General features: G+C 61.2%; 19 protein-coding genes, 2 rRNA genes and 1 riboswitch (1 of these 22 running past the window's edge). Of the genes, 2 read left to right on the top strand and 19 right to left on the bottom strand.

All coding sequences use genetic code 11. From position 1 onward, the window contains the following. Nucleotides 1-92: 92 nt before the first annotated feature. Both ABDK11_RS06650 and ABDK11_RS06645 read right to left on the bottom strand, forming a co-directional pair. The gene (locus ABDK11_RS06650) at nt 93-461 is read right to left on the bottom strand and encodes a hypothetical protein (protein WP_346839514.1); all 369 of its coding nucleotides are present in this window, start codon (nt 459-461) and stop codon (nt 93-95) included. Nucleotides 462-986: 525 nt separating this feature from the next. Next, a complete protein-coding gene (locus ABDK11_RS06645; protein WP_346839513.1) occupies nt 987-2,957 on the bottom strand; it encodes an acetoacetate--CoA ligase in 1,971 nt (656 codons plus the stop codon). Between the two features lie 260 nt (nt 2,958-3,217). On the opposite strand from ABDK11_RS06645, the gene ABDK11_RS06640 reads away from it, so the two are divergent. Continuing rightward, the gene (locus tag ABDK11_RS06640; protein ID WP_346839512.1) at nt 3,218-4,096 is read left to right on the top strand and encodes a LysR substrate-binding domain-containing protein; all 879 of its coding nucleotides are present in this window, start codon (nt 3,218-3,220) and stop codon (nt 4,094-4,096) included. Here ABDK11_RS06640 and ABDK11_RS06635 read toward each other — a convergent pair. The 15 genes from ABDK11_RS06635 to ABDK11_RS06565 form a co-directional block, all read right to left on the bottom strand. Further along, nucleotides 4,093-5,031, bottom strand: coding sequence for a hypothetical protein (locus ABDK11_RS06635; RefSeq protein ID WP_346839511.1), 939 nt, complete (start codon nt 5,029-5,031; stop codon nt 4,093-4,095). The genes ABDK11_RS06640 and ABDK11_RS06635 overlap by 4 nt on opposite strands. A 15-nt stretch (nt 5,032-5,046) precedes the next feature. Beyond that, complete coding sequence (locus ABDK11_RS06630) at nt 5,047-5,385, bottom strand: PadR family transcriptional regulator (RefSeq protein WP_346839510.1); 339 nt, start codon at nt 5,383-5,385, stop codon at nt 5,047-5,049. 214 nt (nt 5,386-5,599) lie between these two features. After that, nucleotides 5,600-7,189: an NAD(P)/FAD-dependent oxidoreductase gene (locus tag ABDK11_RS06625; RefSeq protein ID WP_346839509.1), complete on the bottom strand. Its 1,590-nt coding sequence runs from the start codon at nt 7,187-7,189 to the stop codon at nt 5,600-5,602. 130 nt (nt 7,190-7,319) lie between these two features. Beyond that, nucleotides 7,320-7,790 carry a Dps family protein gene (locus ABDK11_RS06620; protein ID WP_346839508.1) on the bottom strand — a complete coding sequence of 157 codons (471 nt, stop codon included), beginning with the start codon at nt 7,788-7,790 and terminating at the stop codon, nt 7,320-7,322. A gap of 150 nt (nt 7,791-7,940) precedes the next feature. Then, on the bottom strand, nt 7,941-8,975 hold the full coding sequence (locus ABDK11_RS06615; protein ID WP_346839507.1) for a lyase: 1,035 nt from the start codon (nt 8,973-8,975) through the stop codon (nt 7,941-7,943). Between the two features lie 41 nt (nt 8,976-9,016). After that, on the bottom strand, nt 9,017-9,403 hold the full coding sequence (locus ABDK11_RS06610; protein WP_346839506.1) for a c-type cytochrome: 387 nt from the start codon (nt 9,401-9,403) through the stop codon (nt 9,017-9,019). A gap of 8 nt (nt 9,404-9,411) precedes the next feature. Beyond that, nucleotides 9,412-10,164 carry a HesA/MoeB/ThiF family protein gene (locus ABDK11_RS06605; RefSeq protein WP_346839505.1) on the bottom strand — a complete coding sequence of 251 codons (753 nt, stop codon included), beginning with the start codon at nt 10,162-10,164 and terminating at the stop codon, nt 9,412-9,414. Between the two features lie 48 nt (nt 10,165-10,212). After that, nucleotides 10,213-11,736, bottom strand: coding sequence for a thiamine phosphate synthase (thiE, locus tag ABDK11_RS06600; RefSeq protein ID WP_346839504.1), 1,524 nt, complete (start codon nt 11,734-11,736; stop codon nt 10,213-10,215). Nucleotides 11,737-11,745: 9 nt separating this feature from the next. Beyond that, on the bottom strand, nt 11,746-12,261 hold the full coding sequence (locus ABDK11_RS06595; RefSeq protein WP_346839503.1) for a GNAT family N-acetyltransferase: 516 nt from the start codon (nt 12,259-12,261) through the stop codon (nt 11,746-11,748). 32 nt (nt 12,262-12,293) lie between these two features. Continuing rightward, on the bottom strand, nt 12,294-13,097 hold the full coding sequence (locus ABDK11_RS06590) for a thiazole synthase (protein WP_346839502.1): 804 nt from the start codon (nt 13,095-13,097) through the stop codon (nt 12,294-12,296). 2 nt (nt 13,098-13,099) lie between these two features. Further along, nucleotides 13,100-13,300 (bottom strand): sulfur carrier protein ThiS, encoded by a 201-nt coding sequence (thiS, locus tag ABDK11_RS06585; RefSeq protein WP_346840183.1) that lies wholly within the window; start codon nt 13,298-13,300, stop codon nt 13,100-13,102. Then, nucleotides 13,300-14,373, bottom strand: coding sequence for a glycine oxidase ThiO (gene thiO / locus ABDK11_RS06580; RefSeq protein WP_346839501.1), 1,074 nt, complete (start codon nt 14,371-14,373; stop codon nt 13,300-13,302). The genes thiS and thiO overlap by 1 nt, the downstream gene beginning before the upstream one ends. Before the next feature lie 95 nt (nt 14,374-14,468). Next, nucleotides 14,469-16,412: a phosphomethylpyrimidine synthase ThiC gene (thiC, locus tag ABDK11_RS06575; RefSeq protein WP_346839500.1), complete on the bottom strand. Its 1,944-nt coding sequence runs from the start codon at nt 16,410-16,412 to the stop codon at nt 14,469-14,471. Nucleotides 16,413-16,531: 119 nt separating this feature from the next. Further along, nucleotides 16,532-16,630, bottom strand: a riboswitch (TPP riboswitch). Nucleotides 16,631-16,704: 74 nt separating this feature from the next. Continuing rightward, nucleotides 16,705-18,072, bottom strand: a complete 1,368-nt coding sequence (locus ABDK11_RS06570) for an aldehyde dehydrogenase family protein (RefSeq protein ID WP_346839499.1) — start codon at nt 18,070-18,072, stop codon at nt 16,705-16,707. A gap of 12 nt (nt 18,073-18,084) precedes the next feature. Then, nucleotides 18,085-18,834, bottom strand: a complete 750-nt coding sequence (locus tag ABDK11_RS06565; protein ID WP_346839498.1) for a sulfite exporter TauE/SafE family protein — start codon at nt 18,832-18,834, stop codon at nt 18,085-18,087. Between the two features lie 327 nt (nt 18,835-19,161). On the opposite strand from ABDK11_RS06565, the gene ABDK11_RS06560 reads away from it, so the two are divergent. Beyond that, nucleotides 19,162-19,575 (top strand): DUF1330 domain-containing protein, encoded by a 414-nt coding sequence (locus ABDK11_RS06560; protein ID WP_346839497.1) that lies wholly within the window; start codon nt 19,162-19,164, stop codon nt 19,573-19,575. A 318-nt stretch (nt 19,576-19,893) separates the two neighbouring features. Here the strand turns inward: ABDK11_RS06560 and rrf are convergent. Beyond that, nucleotides 19,894-20,009, bottom strand: a 5S ribosomal RNA gene (rrf, locus tag ABDK11_RS06555). 210 nt (nt 20,010-20,219) lie between these two features. Next, nucleotides 20,220-21,596, bottom strand: a 23S ribosomal RNA gene (locus ABDK11_RS06550) (it continues 1,505 nt past the right edge of the window).

Here is a 21,596-nt window from a genome sequence, read left to right as displayed (position 1 = left end):
GAAAGAGTTTTTTCTACAGCCTGCTATAGATCGCCGCAGGCCCGGTGCCGCAACCGACAGTTACTCTGATTGCACCGGCGCGTAAAAGTTGCTCAGGGAGTCGGCGCCTGGCCCAGCGGGTTGCAGTTGCCGATCACGACGCGCCCCTCGAGCAGATTGCCCTTGGAGTACTCCGAGAAGATGCACTGGTTCGTCTGGGGATCGTAATTCTCGATCCACAGGTTGTCGTCTTTCCAGGTGGCGCCAATATGTTGCTGGCCCTTCGGCACCGAAACCTTCATCACACCGCCGTAGCGTTTGACGAATACCTGCTCGTAGTGAAAGTAGTAGGCAAACCAGCCGATCAGGAAAATGATGCCAGCGGCGATGGCGCCGACCCGAAGGCTGCCGAGACGACTGCCACCGTAGAGTGCCAGTACCACCAGAGCGATGACCGCGGCCCAGTAAAGATAAGTGACCATGAAACCTCTTCCGTGAAAATTATTTGTATCTGGCAAGGGTAGCGCAGTTTGGCGGCTAACTGAATGGCGCGTGATTTTCCGGGGAAGGGATTTGCCGGCTGGAGTCACGTGTGTGAGGTCCACCGTTTCTGTTGTACGTGGCAAATTGCCCAATCGCCGCTCTGTTCCGCCCCTATCGATCGACGGTAGAGGTTCTGCTCACCGGGTTCGCGACAGGAACTGCGAGGCACTGCAAGCGATTACGAACGCAGAAGCAATTTCCGTAGGGGCGAACCTTGTGTTCGCCCTAGTTGTTTCGGGATTTGTGCGCTTGGTGCCACGGTACACTGTTTTGGCTCTGTAGCGGCAAACCACTGGGTGTACCATTTCAAAAATGCTGTGAATACATCCCTGTACGCTCCGGCGGCGACGTCCTGTCGCCGACGGTTTCGAAATGGTACACCCAGCGCTTTACCTTCGATTTCGAGCTGATCACTTCGTAAGCGCTTCGTAAGCGCTGGTCGAGCAGCAGCTCCACTGTCCGGACTACTCCGCCAGCTCCGGCAGGTTCTGATACAACTCCAGCGCCTGCGGATTGGCCAGCGCCTCCTGGTTTTTCACCGGCTTACCGTGCACCACGTTGCGCACCGCCAGTTCCACGATCTTGCCGCTGATGGTACGCGGAATGTCCGCCACCTGGATCACCTTCGCCGGTACGTGGCGCGGGGTGGTGTTGGCGCGGATGGTAGTGCGGATTTTCTGCACCAGATCGTCATCGAGATTCAGGCCCTCGCGCAGTACCACGAACAGCACCACGCGCACGTCGTCTTTCCACTCCTGACCGATACAGATGCTGTCGAGCACCTCCTCGACCTTTTCCACCTGGCGGTAGATCTCCGCGGTGCCGATGCGCACGCCACCGGGATTCAGCACCGCATCGGAACGGCCGTAGATGACGACGCCACCGTGTTCGGTGATCTCGGCGTAGTCGCCGTGGGCCCACACCCCGGGCCAGTTGTCAAAATAAGCACTGCGGTATTTGGCGCCGTCCGGATCGTTCCAGAAGCCGATCGGCATACACGGGAAGGACTTGGCACACACCAGTTCGCCCTTTTCCCCGATGATCGCCTTGCCGTCGTCGTCCCATACTTCCACCGCCATCCCCAGACCGCGACACTGCAGCTCGCCGGCGTAGACCGGCAGCGCCGGGTTGCCGAGTGCGAAACAGGAGATGATGTCGGTACCGCCGGAGATGGACGACAGGCACACATCCGCCTTGATATCCCGGTACACGTAACGGAAGCCCTCGTGCGCCAGCGGCGAGCCGGTAGACAGTACCGCGCGCAGCTTTTCCAGCTTGTGACTCTCGCGCGGTTTGCGGCCGGACTTCTCCAGCGCGGCAATGTACTTGGCGCTGGTGCCGAACACGCTGATGCCCTCCTCGTCGGCCATATCCCAGAGGCTGCCCGCCGAGGGGTAGAAAGGTGAGCCGTCGAACAGCACCAGGGTGGCGCCGCAGGCGAGGCCACTCACCAGCCAGTTCCACATCATCCAGCCACAGGTGGTGAAATAGAACAGCGCGTCGTCGCGATTCAGGTCGGTGTGCAGCCGGTGTTCCTTCAGGTGCTGCAGCAGGGTGCCGCCAGCGCCGTGCACGATGCACTTGGGCACGCCGGTGGTGCCGGAGGAATACATGATGTACAGCGGGTGGTTGAAATCGGTCTGCGCAAACGTCAGCGCACGCTGCGGCGCCGCCGCGACGAAGTCGTCCAGCGCGATGGCGCGATCGATGCCGCCGATCGCGGCCGCGGTATCCTCGGCGCTGCGCGCCACCGGTACCACTACCAGCTGTTCGATCGAGTCGATACGGGCGACAATTTCCTGCAGTCGCGGCAGCGAGTCGAGAGTCTTGCCGTTGTAAAAGTAACCCTCGCAGGCAAACAGCACCTTGGGCTGTACCTGGCCGAACCGGTCGAAAACGCCGTTGATACCGAAATCCGGCGAACAGGAGGTCCAGATGGCGCCGAGGCTGGTGGTGGCGAGCATGGCGACAACCGTGTCGATGATATTCGGCATAAAGCCGGCCACGCGGTCGCCCTGCTCTACACCGCGCTCCGCCAGCGCCGCCGCGAGGCGCTCGACCCGGGTATAGAGCTCGGCGTAGGTCAGCTGGCGGCGGCTGCCGTTTTCCAACCGCTGCACCAGCGCCACTTTGTCGTCACGGTAGCGCAGCAGGTTCTCGGCGAAATTCAGTTTCGCGTCCGGGAACCACTCGGCGCCGGGCATCACGTCGCTGCCCAGTACCCGCTCGCCACGCGCGCTGGCGATCACTTCGCCGAAATCCCACAGGGTGCTCCAGAACTGTTCGCGGCTCTCCACCGACCACTGGTAGAGCGCGGCGTAGTCTTCCAGGTCGAGGCCGAAGCGCTCGTTGACCAGGCGGCGGAACTGATCCATCTGGGTGGCGGCGACGGCTTCGGGGCTCGGCTGCCACAGGGGCTGGGCGTTGTTACTCATCTCGGCGGACCTTGTCTGTTGTTCTCGGAGTCAGTGTCGACAATGGTTGACTATTATTCGCGCTGGCGCGAGAAGGACAATCATGCCTTGGTCTGACACTTAAAACTATTTTAAACTTACTTATATTTGTTAAATTTTAATTAAGAATTGAGAAGCGGCCGGCTCCGGTGGAAACCTCCGCAGGCTGCGCGCGTGACCATAGAACCAACCGCGTCCATGGCGCGCCCGAGAACCGCGAAACAATCGCCAGTGGAGAGACCGTGAGCGCCACCATCAAACAACTGCGCGCCTTCGCCACCGTTGCACGCACACGCAGCCTGGCCGAGGCCAGCGCGCAGCTGCATATCTCGCAGCCGGCGCTGTCGGTGGCGATCCGCAACCTCGAGCAGACTGCCGGCGGGCCGCTGTTCAGCCGCGACAGCCGCCAGCTGGCACTGACGCCCGAGGGGCGCGAGTTCCTGGCCCGCGCCGAGCAGCTGTTGCACAACTGGGACCAGTCGCTGGATGCGATCCAGCAGCGCTTCCGCCTGCAGCACGGCCAGCTGGCGCTGGCGGCGATACCGGCCTTTGCGTTGAACCGGCTGCCGGCGCTGCTGGCGCGATTTCACACACAATATCCGGAGATCAATATCGCGCTGGAAGATATCGTCATGGAGCGGGTGTTCCAGGCCGTGCTGGACGGGCGCGCCGAGCTGGGCATCACCTTCCGCCCCGAAGATCTGGGCGGACTGGAGTTCGTGGCGTTCGAGCGCGACCGTTTTATCGCCGTATTGCCCGCAGGCCACGCACTCGCGGCGAAAAAGAGCCTGCGCTGGAGCGATCTGGCCGCGGCGCCGTTTATCGCCATGAACCGCGGTTCGGCGGTGCGCCGCTGGACCGACGAAGCCCTGGCCCACTGTGGCAAAACGCCACGCCTGCTGGCCGAGGCCAATCAGCTGTCGACCATCGGCCAGATGGTCAAGGTAGGCCTCGGCGTCAGTGTCGTACCCAGCCTGTGCGAGGTGCAGATGCGCGATTACGGCCTCGCCTGCCGCCCACTTTCCGCCCCGGTGATCGGGCAGGAAGTGGGTGTATTGCTGAAGAGTCGCGGCGCCCTGTCGGCGCCGGCGGCGGCATTTTTGTCGCTGATCGCGGGTTAGCGGGCGCTGCTGCGCCGCAAGCGCAGGCAGTTCCGCCCCAGTTCAAAGGCGAGGATGGCAAAGTCGGCAGCGATAATTGCCTGCCAGGTGCCCTCTGGCATCTCCCACTGACCGCCGTCCCAGTGCACGCTGAACACCGTGTCGAGCGCAAACAGCGGCACCAGCAGCATCAGCCAGTAAACGTGGACGGCGCTGTCCAGCAGCAGCTTGCGCGGCGTCCAGAAGGGCCATACCAGTTTGACCAGCGCCATGGTAATGCTCACGCCGATCCCCAGGTTCAGCCACGGCAGCAGTCCGCGCAGGGCGTCGCCGAGTACGAAACTGGCGCTGCCGATTGCCGGCGCCGCCGGCGTGAAGAAGTCATTGAGCCAGCCCATCAGCAATACCATCGCCACCAGCTGCGCGGCACTCTCGAACTGGCTGATACGCTTGCCACCGGCGGCGACGCGCGGCAGCTTGCGCGGATCCCACTTGCCAAACACATCGCGGTAGCCGACGCCCTCCCCGGCCAGATAGAAGAACAGGGTGATCCAGGCAAAACTCTGCAAGCCGCTCTCGTAGGTGCCGCCCAGCCACTGCAGGGCGACACGGCTGAACGCCGGCTCACTCTGGCCAATCAGGCCGAGCAGCGCGACAACACCGTTGGCGATCATCACCGCCAGCAGTACCCATTTCAGTACCAGGCTGTAGAGCGGAAACAGCGCCTCGCCGACCAGCACCCGTCGCGGTTGGTAGGCCGCCGCCACCGCCATCGGGTGGCCCTTCTCTTTCAGCAGCGCCAGTACTTCCGCTTCCGTGGGCGCCCGCCCCAGGCTCGCGGCGAGGTCATCGCGCTGGTCGTGCAGGTTGGCTTGCAGCTCACTGCCAATATCCTCGCGCTGCGCGCCGGGCAGATAGGTTTTTACATTGTCGACATAACGCTGAATCCAATCCATTTTCGCTTCCCTCTCCTAAGATTTTTCCGCCAGTTGCTCCAGAACACCGTTGAGCTTCTGCCATTCATCCCCCATCCGCTGCAGCGCGGTGAGCCCGTCGGCGCCAATGCAGTAGACGCGCCGCTTGCGGCCGTCTTCCTGCTCCCAGCGGCTCACCAACAAGCCCTGCCCCTCAAGACGCCGCAGCAGCGGGTAGAGCGTGCCCTCGTCAATCTCGAGTCCGATGGCGCTGAGCTGTTTGCGCAGGGAATAGCCGTAATGTGGCCTGACCAGCGCCCGCAGCACCGCCAGGATCAACATCCCGCGGCGCATTTCCATCACCAGTTTGTCCAGCCGATCCGGTGCCAGGGTCACCCCGTTCTCCTATACTGTGTGTTGCACAGCATATACTGTGCGGTACACAGTGAAAAATTGCAAGCCTGTTCAGGTGTGGAGAGTTGAGCCGGTGTGGAGAATCGAGTTGCCAAATAAAAAGGGCGAACCGTTATGGTTCGCCCTCTTCGGCGTCGACCTCGAATTGATGCGCTGCCCACTCGGGCCAGCGCATCAGGCAATAGCAATACGGAATTCAGCGGTCCCGGAGTATCTCCCGCGCCGCATTGTGTCCCGGCACGCCGGTCACGCCGCCACCGGGATGGGTGCCGGAACCGCAGATATACAGGCCGCTGATGGGTGTGCGGTAGTCGGCGTGGCCCATCAATGGCCGGTTGCACCACAGCTGGTCCAGGCCCAGGGCACCGTGGAAGATATCGCCGCCCATGAGCCCGAACTTGCGCTCCAGGTCCAGCGGTGAGTGGATCTGCCGGGCGATGACCGCATCCCTGAAATTGGGCGCGTAGCGGGTCACGGTGTCGATGATGGTGTCCGCGGCCGCCTCGCGCTGGTCGTCCCAGCTGGCGCCCTCACCCAATGAAGAGGCCAACTGCGGCGCGAACTGCTGGCAGAAGAGGCTCGCCACGTGCTGCCCCGGCGGTGCCAGGGAGTCGTCCACGGTCGACGGAATCAGTATCTCGACGATGGGCTGGCGCGACCAGCCGAACTGTTTGGCATCCAGGTAGGCCTGTTCCAGATAGTCCATGGTCGGCCCGATGACGATGCCGGACTGGTGGTGGGGCTGCAGCCGGGTACCGGGGCGGCAGTTGAAATCCGGCAGTTCGGACAGGGCCACATTCATACGGAAAGTCCCGGATCCCACCTTGTAACCGCGCACGCGGCGGCGGAATTCGCCGCTCAGGTACTCGTCGCCGACCAGTTGCGTAAACAGCAGCTTGGGCCCCACGTTGGCGATCACCCGGTCGCCGGCAAGGCGCTCGCCGCCGGTGAGGCGCACGCCAACCGCGCGCCCGCCCTCGACCAGTACTTCCTCCACTTCGGCCTCGGTGCGCACCTCCACACCCAGGCGCAAGGCCTCTTTCAGCATGGCCTGGGTAATGGCACCCATGCCGCCGATGGCGTGGCCCCAGGCGCCCTTCTCGCCGTTGACCTCGCCGAATACGTGGTGCAGCAGCACATAGGCAGAGCCCGGCGTGCTCGGCGCGGCATAGTTGCCGACAATGGAGTCGAAAGCGAAGGCGGCCTTCACGTGGTCATTTTCAAACCAGGCATCCAGCACGTCGGTGGCGCTTTTGGTAAACAGGTCCAGCGCGTCGCGCCGCTGGGCCATGCTCAGTTTTTTCGCCCGCAGACCGAAACTGCCGGCGCGCACCAGATCCGCGAGGCCGCCGCCGACATTCGGCGGCGTGCGCAGCAGTTCCTCGCGCAGCACATCCGCCACCGTTTCCAGCATCGCGTAGAAATCCGGCAGGGCGGCGGCATCCGCCGCGGAAAAGCGTGCGACCTCCCTCTGCGTCTCGGCAAAATCGCGCTGGAAGGACAGGCTGTCGCTGTCCGAGAGCGGGAAGAAATTTGATTGCGGCCGCAGTTTCACCTGCAGGCCGTGCTCGTGCAGGTGCAGGTCGTCGATGATCTTCGGGTTCAGCAGGCTGACGGTATAACTGGCCACGGAATTGCGGAACCCGGGGTGAAACTCCTCGGTAACCGCCGCGCCGCCAACGATGGAGCGCCGTTCCAGAACCGTGACTTTTTTGCCCGCGCGGGCCAGATAACAGGCGCAGACCAGACCGTTGTGGCCGCCGCCGATAATGATGTGGTGGGACATAGGATTATTATTATGTGTCGTTACTGCCTATCGGTCTGGCAGGATAAAAGGAGCCGCCACGCAACACAAGGTGCCAAACGAGTGCGGCGCCCTCCGGCGCCGCACGTCATTCGATGGCTGGCCCAATCCATTACTGGGACATGGCCCGCAGCATCCAGGCCGTTTTCTCATGCACGCGCATCCGGTCGGATACCAGCGCGACGGTGGATTCATCGTCGCCCTGCTGGGCTTCTTTCAGCACATGACGGCAGGTTTTTACCACCTGCTCGTGGCCGTGGGTAAGAATCTCGACCATTTTTTTCGCTTCGGGAATTTCCACCACTTCCTCAATCGAGCTGAGTTGTGCAAATGCCTGGTAGGTTCCCGGCGCCGGTACACCGAGGGTACGGATGCGCTCGGCGATATCGTCCACCGCTTCGGCCAACTCGGTGTACTGTTCCTCGAACATCAGGTGCAATTCACGAAACAGCGGGCCGGTGACATTCCAGTGGAAGTTGTGTGTCTGCAGGTAAAGCGTGTAGCTGTCGGCGAGCAGGCGCTTCAAGCCCCCGGCAATGGTCTCGCGATCCTTGGTATCGATACCGATGTCGATCTTGCTCATACTCAGCCTCGTTTCGTTGGACAAAGAAAATCGAATCCCGGCAAAACACCGGATTCACTGGATCCTATAGTAATGCCGGAGAGTCAGATTTAAAGTTTATCTGACCAAACAGCCTGATAAAAAATATCTATTGACGTAACACCGCACGACTCATTTCCGCGGCTGCCCCTGGGCCAGAAAGCCGCTATCCACGCCAAACCAGAAACTGCCGCCTTTCGGGTCGAAATACATATAGCGGATATTGCCACCGCTCGGCACCGGGCTCGCGCTGAAGAACTTTTCCGTGGCCGTATCGAAACCCAGAATGCGGTTGGGAATGACGCCGGTATCGGCGATCCACAGGCGCCCGTGATCGTCGAGGGCAGTGCCGTAGGGGCGCGGTGACTCCCCCGGCAGGCGCCACTCGGTAAAGGCGCCGGTGGTGGGCACATAGCGGCCGAGGTAACCCTCGGCGTAATCCACGTACCAGACATTACCGCTGCGATCGATCTCCAGGCGGCGCGGGCGCGCGTCGGCGCGCGGCAACTCGACTTCCCGCAACGCCATGGTTTCCGGATCGATATGGGCGAGTTTGTTGGTGCCGAACAGTGCCACCCAGGGCCGCTCTTCGGCATCGAGCTTGATACCGTAGGGACGCGCACCTGCGGTGGCTGGCGCCACCGACAGCACCTTGCCGGTTTTCGTATCCAGCAGGCCGATACGATTGCTGTTCTGCGCCGTGAACCAGATATTGCCGACTTTGTTGAATACCAGCGTGTGCGGATCGCGGAGCTCCGCCGGCAACTTGAACTGCTTGATCTTGCCGGTATCCGGATCGAGGCGGCCGATATGCGCCGACCGGTTGCCGGCATACCAGACCCGGTTTTTTACATCCACCACCAGGCTGTGCGGGTGCGCCCCTTCGGGGAGCTTGAACTTCTTGAAAATACCGCTCTTGGGGCCGAAACGGCCGAGATAATTACCGGACTGACCGCAGAACCAGATATCGCCGTCAGCGCCCACATAGGGGTCCCGGGGGCGGCCGCGCCAGGGCACCTCCCACTCGCTGAGATTCAGCCGGTTGGGCAGGGACTTCTGCGCCGGGGCAGCAGACTGCGGCTCGGCGGCCCACAGCGGCTGAAACACGGCGCAGAGGAAAATCATCAGGGCGGGCCGGGTCTGGCGGGCGGTAAAGGGAAATCTCACGGGCACTCTCCTGCGTTCAGATCTGCCCCCCACCGTACGAGTCACTCCGGCGCGGCGATCTCCGCACCGTTCGACATCAACGTGATCAGCGCCGCAAATTCCGCTTCACTGCAATCGAAACAGAGCCCGCGCGGCGGCATGGCGCGGTAACCATGTACGGCGTGATCCACCAGCGTATCCATGCCCTGCGCCAGGCGCGGCGCCCAGGCGGCGGCATCGCCGGCGCGCGGTGCCCCGCCCACCCCGGCGCCGTGGCAACTGTGGCAGGTGCGCCAGTAGACCTGGCGGATCTCCGCGGCTGCCGTCGGCCCGGCGTCTCCATCACCCTGCGCCTGCGCGCGAGGCTCTGGCGCCGCATCGCCGCGGGAACAGGCCATCAGCAGCGCCGCAGTCACCAGCAGGGCGTATATCCAGACCAGTCGTTTCACAGACGTCATTATTCTTTGCTGCACACCGGGCAGCCATTATCACTCTGCAATTGTAGCGGTCGCAACTCCAGGGTCTGCGCCTCGAACAAGTGCAAACGCGCCAAGCTGGCGGGCTGCTGGCCGAGTAGAAAGCGGATGGCTTCGAGCGCCTGCATGCTGCCGACAACCCCGAGCGCCGGGCCGATGACCCCGGCGGTCGAGCAATTCTCCACCACTTCTTCATCCCGCGGCGGAAACAGGCAGGCGTAACAGGGCGACGGCTGCCGGGCAAAATCGAAGCTGATCAACTGGCCGGAAAAGCCGCGCACCGAGGCCATCACCACCGCGCGGCCGGCGGCGCGGCAAACCCGGTTCAGCGTGTGGCGGATCTCCAGGTTGTCGGTGCAATCGAGCACCAGGTCGATCGACTTCATGCGTTCACGCAGCCAGGATTCCTCCGCCATGCAGGCGTGGGCGTGCACGCGGATTTCCGGGTTGGCCGCCGCCAGCTGCTGCGCGGCCACCTGCGCCTTGGACTTGTCGCGGTGGTTGGTTTTGTACAGTACCTGGCGCTGCAGGTTGGACAGATCGACGTGATCGCCATCCACCAGGTGCAGCTCGCCGACCCCCGCGGCTGCCAGGTAGAGTGCCGCCGGACTGCCGAGACCGCCGAGCCCGACGATCATGACCCGCGCCGCGGCGAGTTTCTCCTGACCGCCCTCCCCGACCTGTGGCAGCATGATCTGGCGGCTGTAGCGCTGTAGTTCTTTTCGGCTGAGCATAGGAGTATCTGTATCGGTATATGGGGCGCATGCAACGGGCACACTGTATCAGCAAAACAGGCGCTGGAATTCCGCCACCGCCAGGCGGTAATCTTCCGCTTTGGTCACCGCGCTGACAACCGCAATACTGCCCACCCCGGTTGCCAGCACCGCCGGCGCCCGCTGCAGATCGATGCCGCCAATGGCCACCAGCGGCGTGTCCGGCAGCAGTGCCGCCATGCGCGCCAACTTGTCGCCCCCCTGTAACTGACCGCTCATATCCTTGGTGCTGGTGGCGTAAATCGCGCCGATGGCCAGGTAACTGGGGCGGTAGCGGCGGGCGCGCAACAACTCGTAAAAGCCGTGGGTACTGATCCCCAGTTTCAGGCCGGCCGCGCGGATCGCGCCCAGGTCGGCGGCCTGCAGGTCCTCCTGCCCGAGGTGCACACCGTAGGCGCCGCACTCGATCGCCAGCTGCCAGTAATCATTGATAAACAGGCGCAGGTTGTACTGGCGGCCGATGGCCACCGCCGCGCGAACCTGCTCCACCAGGTCGTCGCCGGGGTTCTTGATGCGCAGTTGCAGCGTACACACCCCGAGTTGCGCCAGTTTGCGCAACCAGTCGAGCGAATCCACCACCGGGTAAAGCCCCAGTGCGACGCTGTCCGGCGCGGCGAAACCCTGTACGAAATCGCCCCCACTTTCGCTGTCCCCACTGTAGTGCGCCGCACGCGGCTCGCCGGGCAGCAGCACTTCGGGGAAATCCTGCAGTTCCTCCGGCCAGCCGCAGTGGGCCAGCGGGCCAGCGCCGCGGCCGAGGCTGTGGTCCCGGCCCAGACGCAGTCCGCGCTGCACGTAGGCCTTGGCCACCACACAGGCGTCGCGCAGCGGGTAGCCCTGGGCCAGGCAGGCGGCGATCGCCGACGTCAGGGTACAGCCGGTACCGTGGTTGTTGCCGGTGGCAATTTTTTTACCGATCAGCCAGTCGCGGCCGGCGTCGTCGAGCAGCAGGTCCGCCACTTCGCCATCCACCAGTTCGCCGTGGCCGCCGGTCACCAGCACCGCGCCGCAACCGCTGGCGCGCAACTGCTGCGCGGCCGCGACAATCGCCGTGGCACTGCCGACCGGTGCGCACGCGAGCCACTCCAGTTCGTGCAGATTGGGGGCCACCAAATCACACAGCGGCAACAGCTCCCGCATCACCGCGTCGCCAATGCTGCCTTCGGTCAGCGCGGCGCCGCTGCTGGCCACTGCCACCGGGTCGCACACCACGGGAACCTCTGCGACCGCCAGTAGTGCGCGCAGAAACGCCGCCACGGCCAACACCTGCTCGGCGTTGGCGAGCAGGCCGATCTTGATCGCCGCCGGCAACAGGTCGTGCTGCAGTGCGTCCAGCTGCGAGCGCAGCGCCTGCACGGAGACCGGGTTGATCGCCGCCACTTCGGTGGTGTTCTGCGCGGTATTGGCGGTGATTGCGCAACAGCCGTGGCAGCCGAAATCGGCGAAGGTCAGCAGGTCGGCCTGGATACCGGCGCCGCCGCCGGAATCGCTGCCGGCAATGGTCCAGACGATGGGTTTGGAATTCTCTAGCATGGTGTTCTGTCAGTCTGTCGCCAGCTGCTTGTAGAAAATACAGGTGGCATCGAGCGTGCCGGCGGCGCTGCGCGCAAAGGCGGGGATCTGGCCGACCTCGATATAGCCGAGTTTGCGGTACAACCGCTCGGCCGTATCGCCGACGCGGGTATCCAGTATCAGCAGGCTACGCCCGCTGTCCCGCGCACACTGTTCGATGCTCTCCATCAGGCGCCCGGCGATACCGCGGCCACGACAGGCCGAGTGCACCATCAGCTTTTCGACCTCGCCGCGGTGATTGCCATTGGCCTTGCCGTGCAGCGCCAGTTGCACGACGCCGATCACCTTGCCGTCATCAATCGCAATACAAACCCGGCGGCAGCCCGCATTCAGGTCTTCTTCCACCGACGCCCAGTAATCCCCGGCGTCGATGTCGGACAGCGGCGGCAGGAAACCCACTGACGCACCGCCGGCCACGCTGTCGCGCAGCAGTTCAACCAGCTGTACGCGGTGCGCAGCCAGTTCGGTAATCTCTTTAATAACCACTTGCGAAATTTCCTTAAGTACTCACGTCGGATTCAGGTTTCCTGCGGCGTCGCCTGCTGCCAGAACGGCATATCCAGTGTCGGTGTGCTGGGGCTGGCGGTCTGGCGCTTTGTCATCAGGCCTGCCTCGAAGGCGCACCGGCCGGACTCGACGGCGAGCCTGAAGGCCCGCGCCATCGATATCGGCTCGTGGGCTTTGGCGATGGCGGTGTTCAGCAACACCGCATCGAAACCCATTTCCAGCGCTTCCGCCGCCTGCGATGGCGCGCCGATGCCCGCATCGATAATCAGCGGCACGTCTGCCAAGCGCTCGCGCAGGGTCTGCAGGTTATACCGGTTCAGCAGCCCCTGCCCGGTACCGATGGGCGCGCCCCAGGGCATCAGCACTTCACACCCCACATCGAGCAACTTGCGACACACCACCAGGTCATCGGTACAGTAAGGCAACACTTTAAAGCCCCGCCTGACCAGCTCGCGCGCCGCCTCCACCAGCCCGTAAGGATCCGGCTGCAGGTTGTAGTCGTCACCGATCACTTCGAGTTTGAGCCAGTCGGTGGCGAAGATCTCCCGCGACATCTCCGCCAGCGCAATCACTTCGCGCGGCGTTTTGCAGCCGGCGGTATTCGGCAACAGCTGGCAACCGGATTCGCGGATATAGTCCCACAGTATCTTGCCCTGCTGTTGTTCAGGGTTCTGACGGCGCAGGGACAGGGTGATGATCTCCGCCCCCGAGGCTTCGACCGAGGCGCGCATCGCCGCCGGCGATGGATACAGTGCCGTGCCCACCAACAGGCGGCTGTCGAACAATTCGCCGTAGAGCGATAGTTTTGCGGACACGGCTAGCCTCCCACCACCGGCGCAACGACATCCACCCGGTCGCCATCGCCGATCGGTGTCTGCGCATACTCGGCGCGAGCGACAAAATCACCATTCACTGCCACGGCGAAGGCCTCGCCACCATAGCCGAGCTGTTGTAATAAATTGGCCAGGCTGTCGGCCGCACTCAAACTGTGTGTCTCGCCATTGACCGTTATCTGCATCACGCCACCTCCGAAAGTTGATCTGCGATGATTTTTTCCACCTGCTCCAGCAGCGCCGGCGCCAGCAGGTAACCGTGTCGATAGAGTCCGTTGACCCGCACCAGCCCGGGTTCGCTGAGCAGACGGGGCAAGTTGTCCATGGTCGCCGGGCGGCAATTGACCCGCGTCTCGACGATGCGCGCTTCGGCAAATGCCGGGTGCAGGGAGTAGAGCGCGGAAGACAGTTCCATGATTGAGCGCACCGAAATCGGTGACAGGTCATCGCTGTCGATTTCCGTCGCGCCGATCACGGTGCGCGCGCCGCTGCGCGGCACCGCGTACAGCTGGTAACGCGGGTGCAGCAGGCGCACCGGCCTGTGCAGTTGCACTTCGCTGGTTTCCACCACCAGCACTTCACCGCGCACCCCGCGCAAGCCATCGATGGCATCTTTGGCACCGAGACCGCGACAGTCGATCACGCAGTCGAAACGCTGCGCGGCCTCCCGCCCGGTAATGGTGTGTTTCTCACAAACCACCGGCGAGTCTTCGTGCAGGGTCACCCGCTGCAGGCGCAACGCCTCAAGCAGCGCGGGCAATAGGCGCCGGTTGTCGATATCACCTTCGTCGCGCAGGAAAATACCGCCCTCAAAAGTCCCCAGGGCCGGTTCCAGCCCCAGTAATCCGGCGCGATCCAACGACTGGATATCGGCGGCACTGGCGCTCGCTAATTTGCTTTGCAGTTCGCGCTCAAACATCTGCAATTCGGCGCGATCGCGCCCGTGGGCAACCACGATACTGCCGGCGCGACGGAACGAGACCGGACACCCGACCTGCGCCTCCAGTTGCGACGCCCAGGATTCCCACAGCGCCAGGCTGTGCAGCCCCAGTTCATAGATCTGTCGCTCGCTGTGCACCAGTTCAGACAGCGGCGAGATCATGCCGGCCGCGGTCCAGCAGGCGCCCGTCGGCGCCGCCAGTGACCCGGCCTCGAACAGGCTGATATTCAGGCCTCGCCGCGACAGTCGCCAGGCCAGCAGACGGCCCATCAGGCCGCCGCCGGCGATGGCGATACTTGGGCTTCCGTTATGGGTCACAAATAGTTTTCCAGTTGTTGCTGAATGCCCCTAGTAAATTCCGCGCGGCGCGACTACCGGGGCCGCCCGAAATCTCAGCAAATACCACCAGATCCTCAGCCTTTGTGATAAATCTCGCTCCCCATATCCTTGAACTTGATCGCCATTTCCTCCATGCCCCGCTCAGCTTCCTGTGCTGCGGCCTCCAGTTGTTCTGAATAGGCGCGAACATCCCGGGTAATTTTCATCGAGCAGAACTTGGGCCCGCACATGGAACAGAAGTGCGCCACTTTTCCCGACTCTTTGGGCAGTGTCTCGTCGTGGTAAGCGCGTGCACGCTCCGGGTCCAGGCCCAGGTTAAACTGGTCTTCCCAGCGGAACTCGAAGCGCGCTTTTGACAGCGCATCATCCCGCTTCTGCGCGCGCGGATGCCCCTTGGCCAGGTCGGCGGCGTGGGCGGCGATCTTGTAGGCCATGAGGCCCTCTTTCACGTCTTCCTTGTTGGGCAGGCCCAGGTGTTCCTTCGGCGTGACATAACAGAGCATGGCGCAGCCATAGGTGCCGATCAGGGCGGCGCCGATACCGGAAGTGATATGGTCGTAACCCGGGGCGATATCGGTGGTCAGTGGGCCGAGCGTATAGAAGGGCGCACCGTGACAGTGCTTGAGCTGCTCGTCCATATTTTCCCTGATCTTATGAATCGCCACATGCCCGGGCCCCTCGATCATGGTCTGTACGTCGTGCTTCCAGGCGATCTCAGTCAATTCACCCAGTGTATGCAGCTCTCCAAATTGCGCCTCGTCATTGGCATCGGCAATGCAGCCCGGACGCAGGCCATCGCCGAGACTGAAGCTCACATCGTAGGCCTTCATGATCTCGCAGATGTCTTCGAAATGGGTGTAGAGGAAATTCTCTTTGTGGTGTGCCAGGCACCACTTGGCCATGATCGAGCCGCCACGGGAGACGATACCGGTCACACGCTTCGCCGTCAGGGGTACATAGCGCAGCAGCACACCGGCGTGAATGGTAAAATAGTCGACGCCCTGCTCCGCCTGCTCGATCAGCGTATCGCGGAATACTTCCCAGGTGAGGTTCTCGGCAATCCCGTCGACTTTTTCCAGCGCCTGGTAGATGGGCACAGTGCCAATGGGCACCGGCGAGTTGCGCAAAATCCACTCGCGCGTCTCGTGGATATTGGCTCCGGTGGATAGATCCATCACCGTATCCGCGCCCCATTTGGTCGACCACACCAGTTTCTCCACTTCCTCCTCGATAGACGAAGTCACCGCGGAATTGCCGATATTCGCGTTCACCTTGCACAGGAAATTACGGCCGATGATCATCGGCTCCAGCTCCGGGTGATTGATATTGGCCGGGATGATGGCCCGACCCTCGGCGACTTCGCGGCGCACGAATTCAGGCGTGATCTGTTCGGGAATATAAATACCGTCGCGCGCTTTCTGATAGTCGGCTTCAGCTAACCCATCGGCAATCCGCGCGCGCCCCATATTCTCGCGCACGGCAATAAACTCCATTTCCGGCGTAATGATGCCGCAGCGCGCGTAGTGCATTTGCGAGACATTGTGACCGCTCCTGGCTTTGCGTGGGGATGGCAGCTTCTCGAAGCGGATATGGTCCAGGCCCTGGTCTGCCATGCGTTTCTGGCTATAGGAGGCCTGGCGGCTGTCGAGTATATCGGTATCACCGCGCCCCTCAATCCAGCCACGGCGCAATTTGGGTAATCCCGCGCGTACGTTGATGCGGTACTCCGGGTCCGAGTAGGGGCCGGCGGTATCGTAGACCTGCAGGGGTTTGTTGGGCTCCAGTACCGGGTTCTGCTCGTCCCCTCCGACGACGCTGTCCCCGAGGCAGATCTCTCTAACACCCACACGGATTTCCGGTATTTCTCCGGTCAGGTAGGTCTTGCGCGAGTTGGGGAAGGATTGTGCGGTGAGATTGTCGAGAAAGACTTTCGCGGAATCGCGACTTGCGGCGCGGCTGGAATTACCGCTCCGGGTTTGTCTGGTTGCGGTTGGTGTGAGTTCAGTATCCCTGGACATGCAGCCCCCTTTAGCTCGTGAGAGAGTGACGCCACAGCGCCCGGGGGCAATACAGATGAGAAGAAGCCGCACTGGTTTGAACAAAGCGGCAGACGGTTGGACGAACGGTCTCCACTCTGACGACTTCAGATCTTGTTTCCTACGCGGGTTCTAACCCGATCAGGTTCAACGGATCTCGCAACAGCGATCTCAGCCCAAAGGCACTCCGACAAGTTGGGCCGCAGTATAGTCGATGTCCGTCACCATGAACAGGAAGCCTCCGGCGCCATCCGGGCACCGGAGCTCGACGCGGTCAGATAACCAGGGTTTTCTGGAAGCTCATCTCGCGGATCGCATAGCGAACACCCTCGCGCCCGACACCACTCTCCTTGACGCCACCGAAGGGGAAGTGCTCGGCGCGGAATCCGGGGCCGTCGTTGACCGCCAGCAGACCCACATCCAGACGATTGAACAACTGCTTGGCCAGCGCCAGATTCTCGGTAAAGACACCCGCCTGCAGACCGAACGGTGTGCTGTTTACCAGATCCACCAGCTCGCCAATGTCATCGAATGCGCGCAGCGGAATTACCGGGCCGAAGGTCTCGTCCGCTACCAGGTCCGCATCGTCCGCAACATTGTCCAGAATTGTCGGCCAGATGATATTGCCCTCACGCCGGTGGCCACAAAGCACTGACGCACCATTAGCGACTGCCGCGGCGATACGTCCTTCCACCTCATCGGCAGCAGCGGAGTGAATCAGCGGGCCGACAAAGCTATCGTCCTGCATCGGATCCCCGACTTTCAGCTGCTCCGTCGCCGCCACCAGCAGGGCGGAAAAGGCCGCGAACACATCGCGGTGCACGAACAGCCGCTTGGCCGCGGTACAGCGCTGCCCCGCCGTGGCAAAGCGCTGGTTAATGGCCGCGTTTACCGCCGCATCGAGGTCCGCATCCGCCATCACAATCAGGGGGTCATTACCGCCCAGTTCGAACAGCAATTTCTTGTAACCGGCGCGCGCGGCGATAGCATTGGCCGCGGCAGTACCGCCGGTAAAGTTGATCGCGTGCACCTGCGGGTGCGCCACTGCGTAGCTGGTGGCGTCAATATCCGGAATCAGCATCTGCAGTACCGAGGTATCGATGCCCGCTTCATAGCAGAGTTCCACCAGCAGAGCCGCCGAGCGTTTGTTCTGCGGGCCGGGCTTGAACAGCACGGTATTACCGGCAGCAAACGCCGGGCCAATCTTGTGTACGGCAATATTGATCGGGAAGTTGAACGGAGTGATACACAGCACGGTACCCAGCGGCTTCCAGAGCACCACGCCGATCTTTTCCCGCTGCGGCGGAAAGGCATCGGAATCCAGTGCCTCGCCGGTGATACCGCGGGCCTCGACGGCACAACCCAATGCCGTATTGTAAGCGCGGTCCACCTCCACCCGGCTATCACTGATGGTTTTGCCGGTTTCCTCGGTAATCAGTGTCGCCAGCTCCTCTTTGCGCTCGAGCAATAGCTGCGCCAGCCGCATCAGGATATTGGAGCGCTCGAAGGCCGGCGTCGCGGCCTGCTTCGCGCGCCCCTCGACCAGCAGTGCCAGAGCGCTATCGACCTCGGCGCGACTGGCGAAATCGAACGCCTCGACCAGGGCGCCGTTATAGGGATTCAGAATTTGATAGTCAGCCATAAAGCATGCCCTCTACAGAGTAACCAGCTGATAGACAATACGCACACCGGCAATCAGCAGTGCCACGCGCATCAATTTGAAAAAGAGTTCACCGTTTAGCCGGTGTAGCAGTGCCACACCGATGCGAGTACCGATTACCGCTGCCACCGTCAGCAGCAAGATCAACCCCAGATGATCAGCAAAGGCAAAGCCGAGATAAATAAACGCCGGGATCTTGAGGGCGTGACACCAGGCCTGCATCACCGACTTGTTCGCCACCACTTCTTTCGGCGACAGATCCCTGCGCACATAGAAAGCCGCCAGCAGCGGATCAACCGCACCAGCGAGAATTCCCAGTGTGCCAGTGGCAATCCCGACCCAGAAATAGTTATGCGGCGCCAGACGAATTTCCGGCAGTTTTTTCGGTTTGAATACGGTATAGAAGATCAATACCGCCAGCAGCGCCAGCGGCAACTGCTGCCAGCTGAGGTTGGCCAGGCCCAGCGTCATCCCCGCCGCACCGATGGCGCAGCCGATAAAAAACGGCAGGCACATTGCCCAGCGGATATGCTCGCGCACATAGTAGATGCGCGCGAGATTATTCATCAGCTGCACAGCACCGTGGATCGGCACCAGCATACGCAAGGGTATGGCCGTGTTCAGCGCCGCAAACAGTAATACACCGCCGGCTCCGCCAGTGACAGCGGAGATGAACGCGCTCACAACGCAGACGGCCGACAGCAGCACCAGTGTCAGATTGGGTATTTGCGCCAGCTCTGGCACCGGGGTAACCTCATTGTTGGTTTTTTAACCGGTGCAGTGTATTGCCTGCAGGATTCTCCAGCTGGTTTCAGCGGGCCTGTATTTGGTTAATTTAGGCCGCTGAATGGAAGTAATAGGCTGTGGATAGTTGCTTTAGTGGCTCTCAGTCCCTTTTAATGGGGTTGCGAGGACTTCCCGGGGTTGCTGAAGAGATCTAATCTGAGCAGTATCGTTGCAGCAGCGGCCAATAACTGCGGTCGGGATGGGTCGGGATGCGTCACCGCACTGCATCCAGTCCGCCGATAGCGGCGTCCAACTAATTTCAAGTCACCAAAAAGAGTTACCGCCATGTGGAAACCTGTCTGCGCCATGCTCAGCGCCGTTGCTCTCTCCGGTTGTGTCTACGTCAACGTCGCCGATAGCGATGCGCTCTACCATTCGGACGAGTGTGATCTCCCCGCTTACCTGGTCTACACCGGCGTACCGAGGGATCCCGCCGCGCTGACCGAGTACCAGCAGGCGCTCGCACACAGCGTGCGCGAGCAGGACTACCACGGCCGCCTGCTCAATGACACCAACTCATGGGGCATCATCGCGGACAACGAGGCCAGTGACCAGACTGTGCTGATTACCCGCTTCCCGTGCCTGCAAAAGGTCCAATCCTTCCTGCACGGTAAGGAAAACCGCAAGCTCGAAAACCTGCGCGAGCGCGCAGGTAACTTTACCTTTGCGGTTTATCCCGCGGCTTCTGCAGGACGCTGATATTTTGTAGGAGTCCATCGGCAGGTGAGGAAGTAAAAAGGGCCACCCGATTGGGTGGCCCTTTCTTTTATTTATAGGGCTGGATGCAGTGATTGCGGGCATTTGAGTCGCCGTCCGTGGCGCGGCTTTAGCGCGTTCGCTCTTGCCCATGCCTCGCCATCCGTGGCGAGGCGTTCGTCACTCGCAAAGCATGCTTTGCGTTGCCTGTGGCAACCGTTCCTCACCCTACTCTCATGATGCTAGGCAGCAGGTCGTGGTTAAATTTCGTAAATAAAAAAAGCCCTGACCGCGTTAGCGATCAGGGCTTTTGCAATAGAAGCCTGACGATGACCTACTCTCACATGGCGAAACACCACACTACCATCGGCGATGTTGCGTTTCACTTCTGAGTTCGGCAAGGGATCAGGTGGTTCCACAACTCTATGGTCGTCAGGCAAACTGGCTTGGGTTGGCGTGGTCTTATGGGCAATGTGTTGCCCGGCGCTGCCTGTTACCGCCGTTTGCATGATCTCTCGATCAACGGTAACCCCAAATAAGTCGGTAAAACAATCTGTAGTAATACACCGCAAGAACGTATGTCTCTTCTTGCTCACAATCCCTGATCACTTTCCTGATCAGTAATCGTTAGTAACCATCTCTGTTGTATGGTCAAGCCGCACGGGCAATTAGTACTGGTTAGCTCAACGCCTCACAACGCTTCCACACCCAGCCTATCAACCTGGTAGTCTTCCAGGGCCCTTTAGGGGACTCGAAGTCCCAGGGAGATCTCATCTTGAAGGAGGCTTCCCGCTTAGATGCTTTCAGCGGTTATCCCGTCCGAACATAGCTACCGGGCAATGCCACTGGCGTGACAACCCGAACACCAGAGGTTCGTTCACTCCGGTCCTCTCGTACTAGGAGCAACTCTTCTCAAATCTCCAACGCCCACGGCAGATAGGGACCGAACTGTCTCACGACGTTCTAAACCCAGCTCGCGTACCACTTTAAATGGCGAACAGCCATACCCTTGGGACCGGCTTCAGCCCCAGGATGTGATGAGCCGACATCGAGGTGCCAAACACCGCCGTCGATGTGAACTCTTGGGCGGTATCAGCCTGTTATCCCCGGAGTACCTTTTATCCGTTGAGCGATGGCCCTTCCATACAGAACCACCGGATCACTATGACCTACTTTCGTACCTGCTCGACATGTCTGTCTCGCAGTCAAGCGCACTTATACCATTATGCTCATTGCATGATTTCCGACCATGCTGAGTGCACCTTCGTACTCCTCCGTTACTCTTTGGGAGGAGACCGCCCCAGTCAAACTACCCACCATACACTGTCCCCGATCCGGATTACGGACCTGGGTTAGAACCTCAAACATACCAGGGTGGTATTTCAAGGACGGCTCCACTGCAACTAGCGTCACAGTTTCAAAGCCTCCCACCTATCCTACACAAGTAGGCTCAAAGTTCAGTGCAAAGCTGTAGTAAAGGTTCACGGGGTCTTTCCGTCTAGCCGCGGGTACACTGCATCTTAACAGCGATTTCAATTTCACTGAGTCTCTGGTGGAGACAGCGTGGCCATCGTTACGCCATTCGTGCAGGTCGGAACTTACCCGACAAGGAATTTCGCTACCTTAGGACCGTTATAGTTACGGCCGCCGTTTACCGGGGCTTCGATCAAGAGCTTCGCCGAAGCTAACCCCATCAATTAACCTTCCGGCACCGGGCAGGCGTCACACCCTATACGTCCACTTACGTGTTTGCAGAGTGCTATGTTTTTAATAAACAGTCGCAGCCACCTGGTCACTTCGACCGGCCTCAGCTTAGGGAGCAAGTCCCATCACCAAAACCGGCGTACCTTCTCCCGAAGTTACGGTACCATTTTGCCTAGTTCCTTCACCAGAGTTCTCTCAAGCGCCTTGGTATTCTCTACCTGACCACCTGTGTCGGTTTAGAGTACGGTTCGCAATTGCCTGAAGCTTAGAAGTTTTTCCTGGAAGCAGGGCATCAACCACTTCACCTACCGAAGTAGGCT

The organism is Microbulbifer sp. SAOS-129_SWC (genome assembly GCF_039696035.1).
Taxonomy (GTDB): Bacteria; Pseudomonadota; Gammaproteobacteria; order Pseudomonadales; family Cellvibrionaceae; genus Microbulbifer.
The sequence above is the reverse complement of the archived record's forward strand: the minus strand, read 5'-3'. Positions and strand labels throughout refer to the sequence as shown.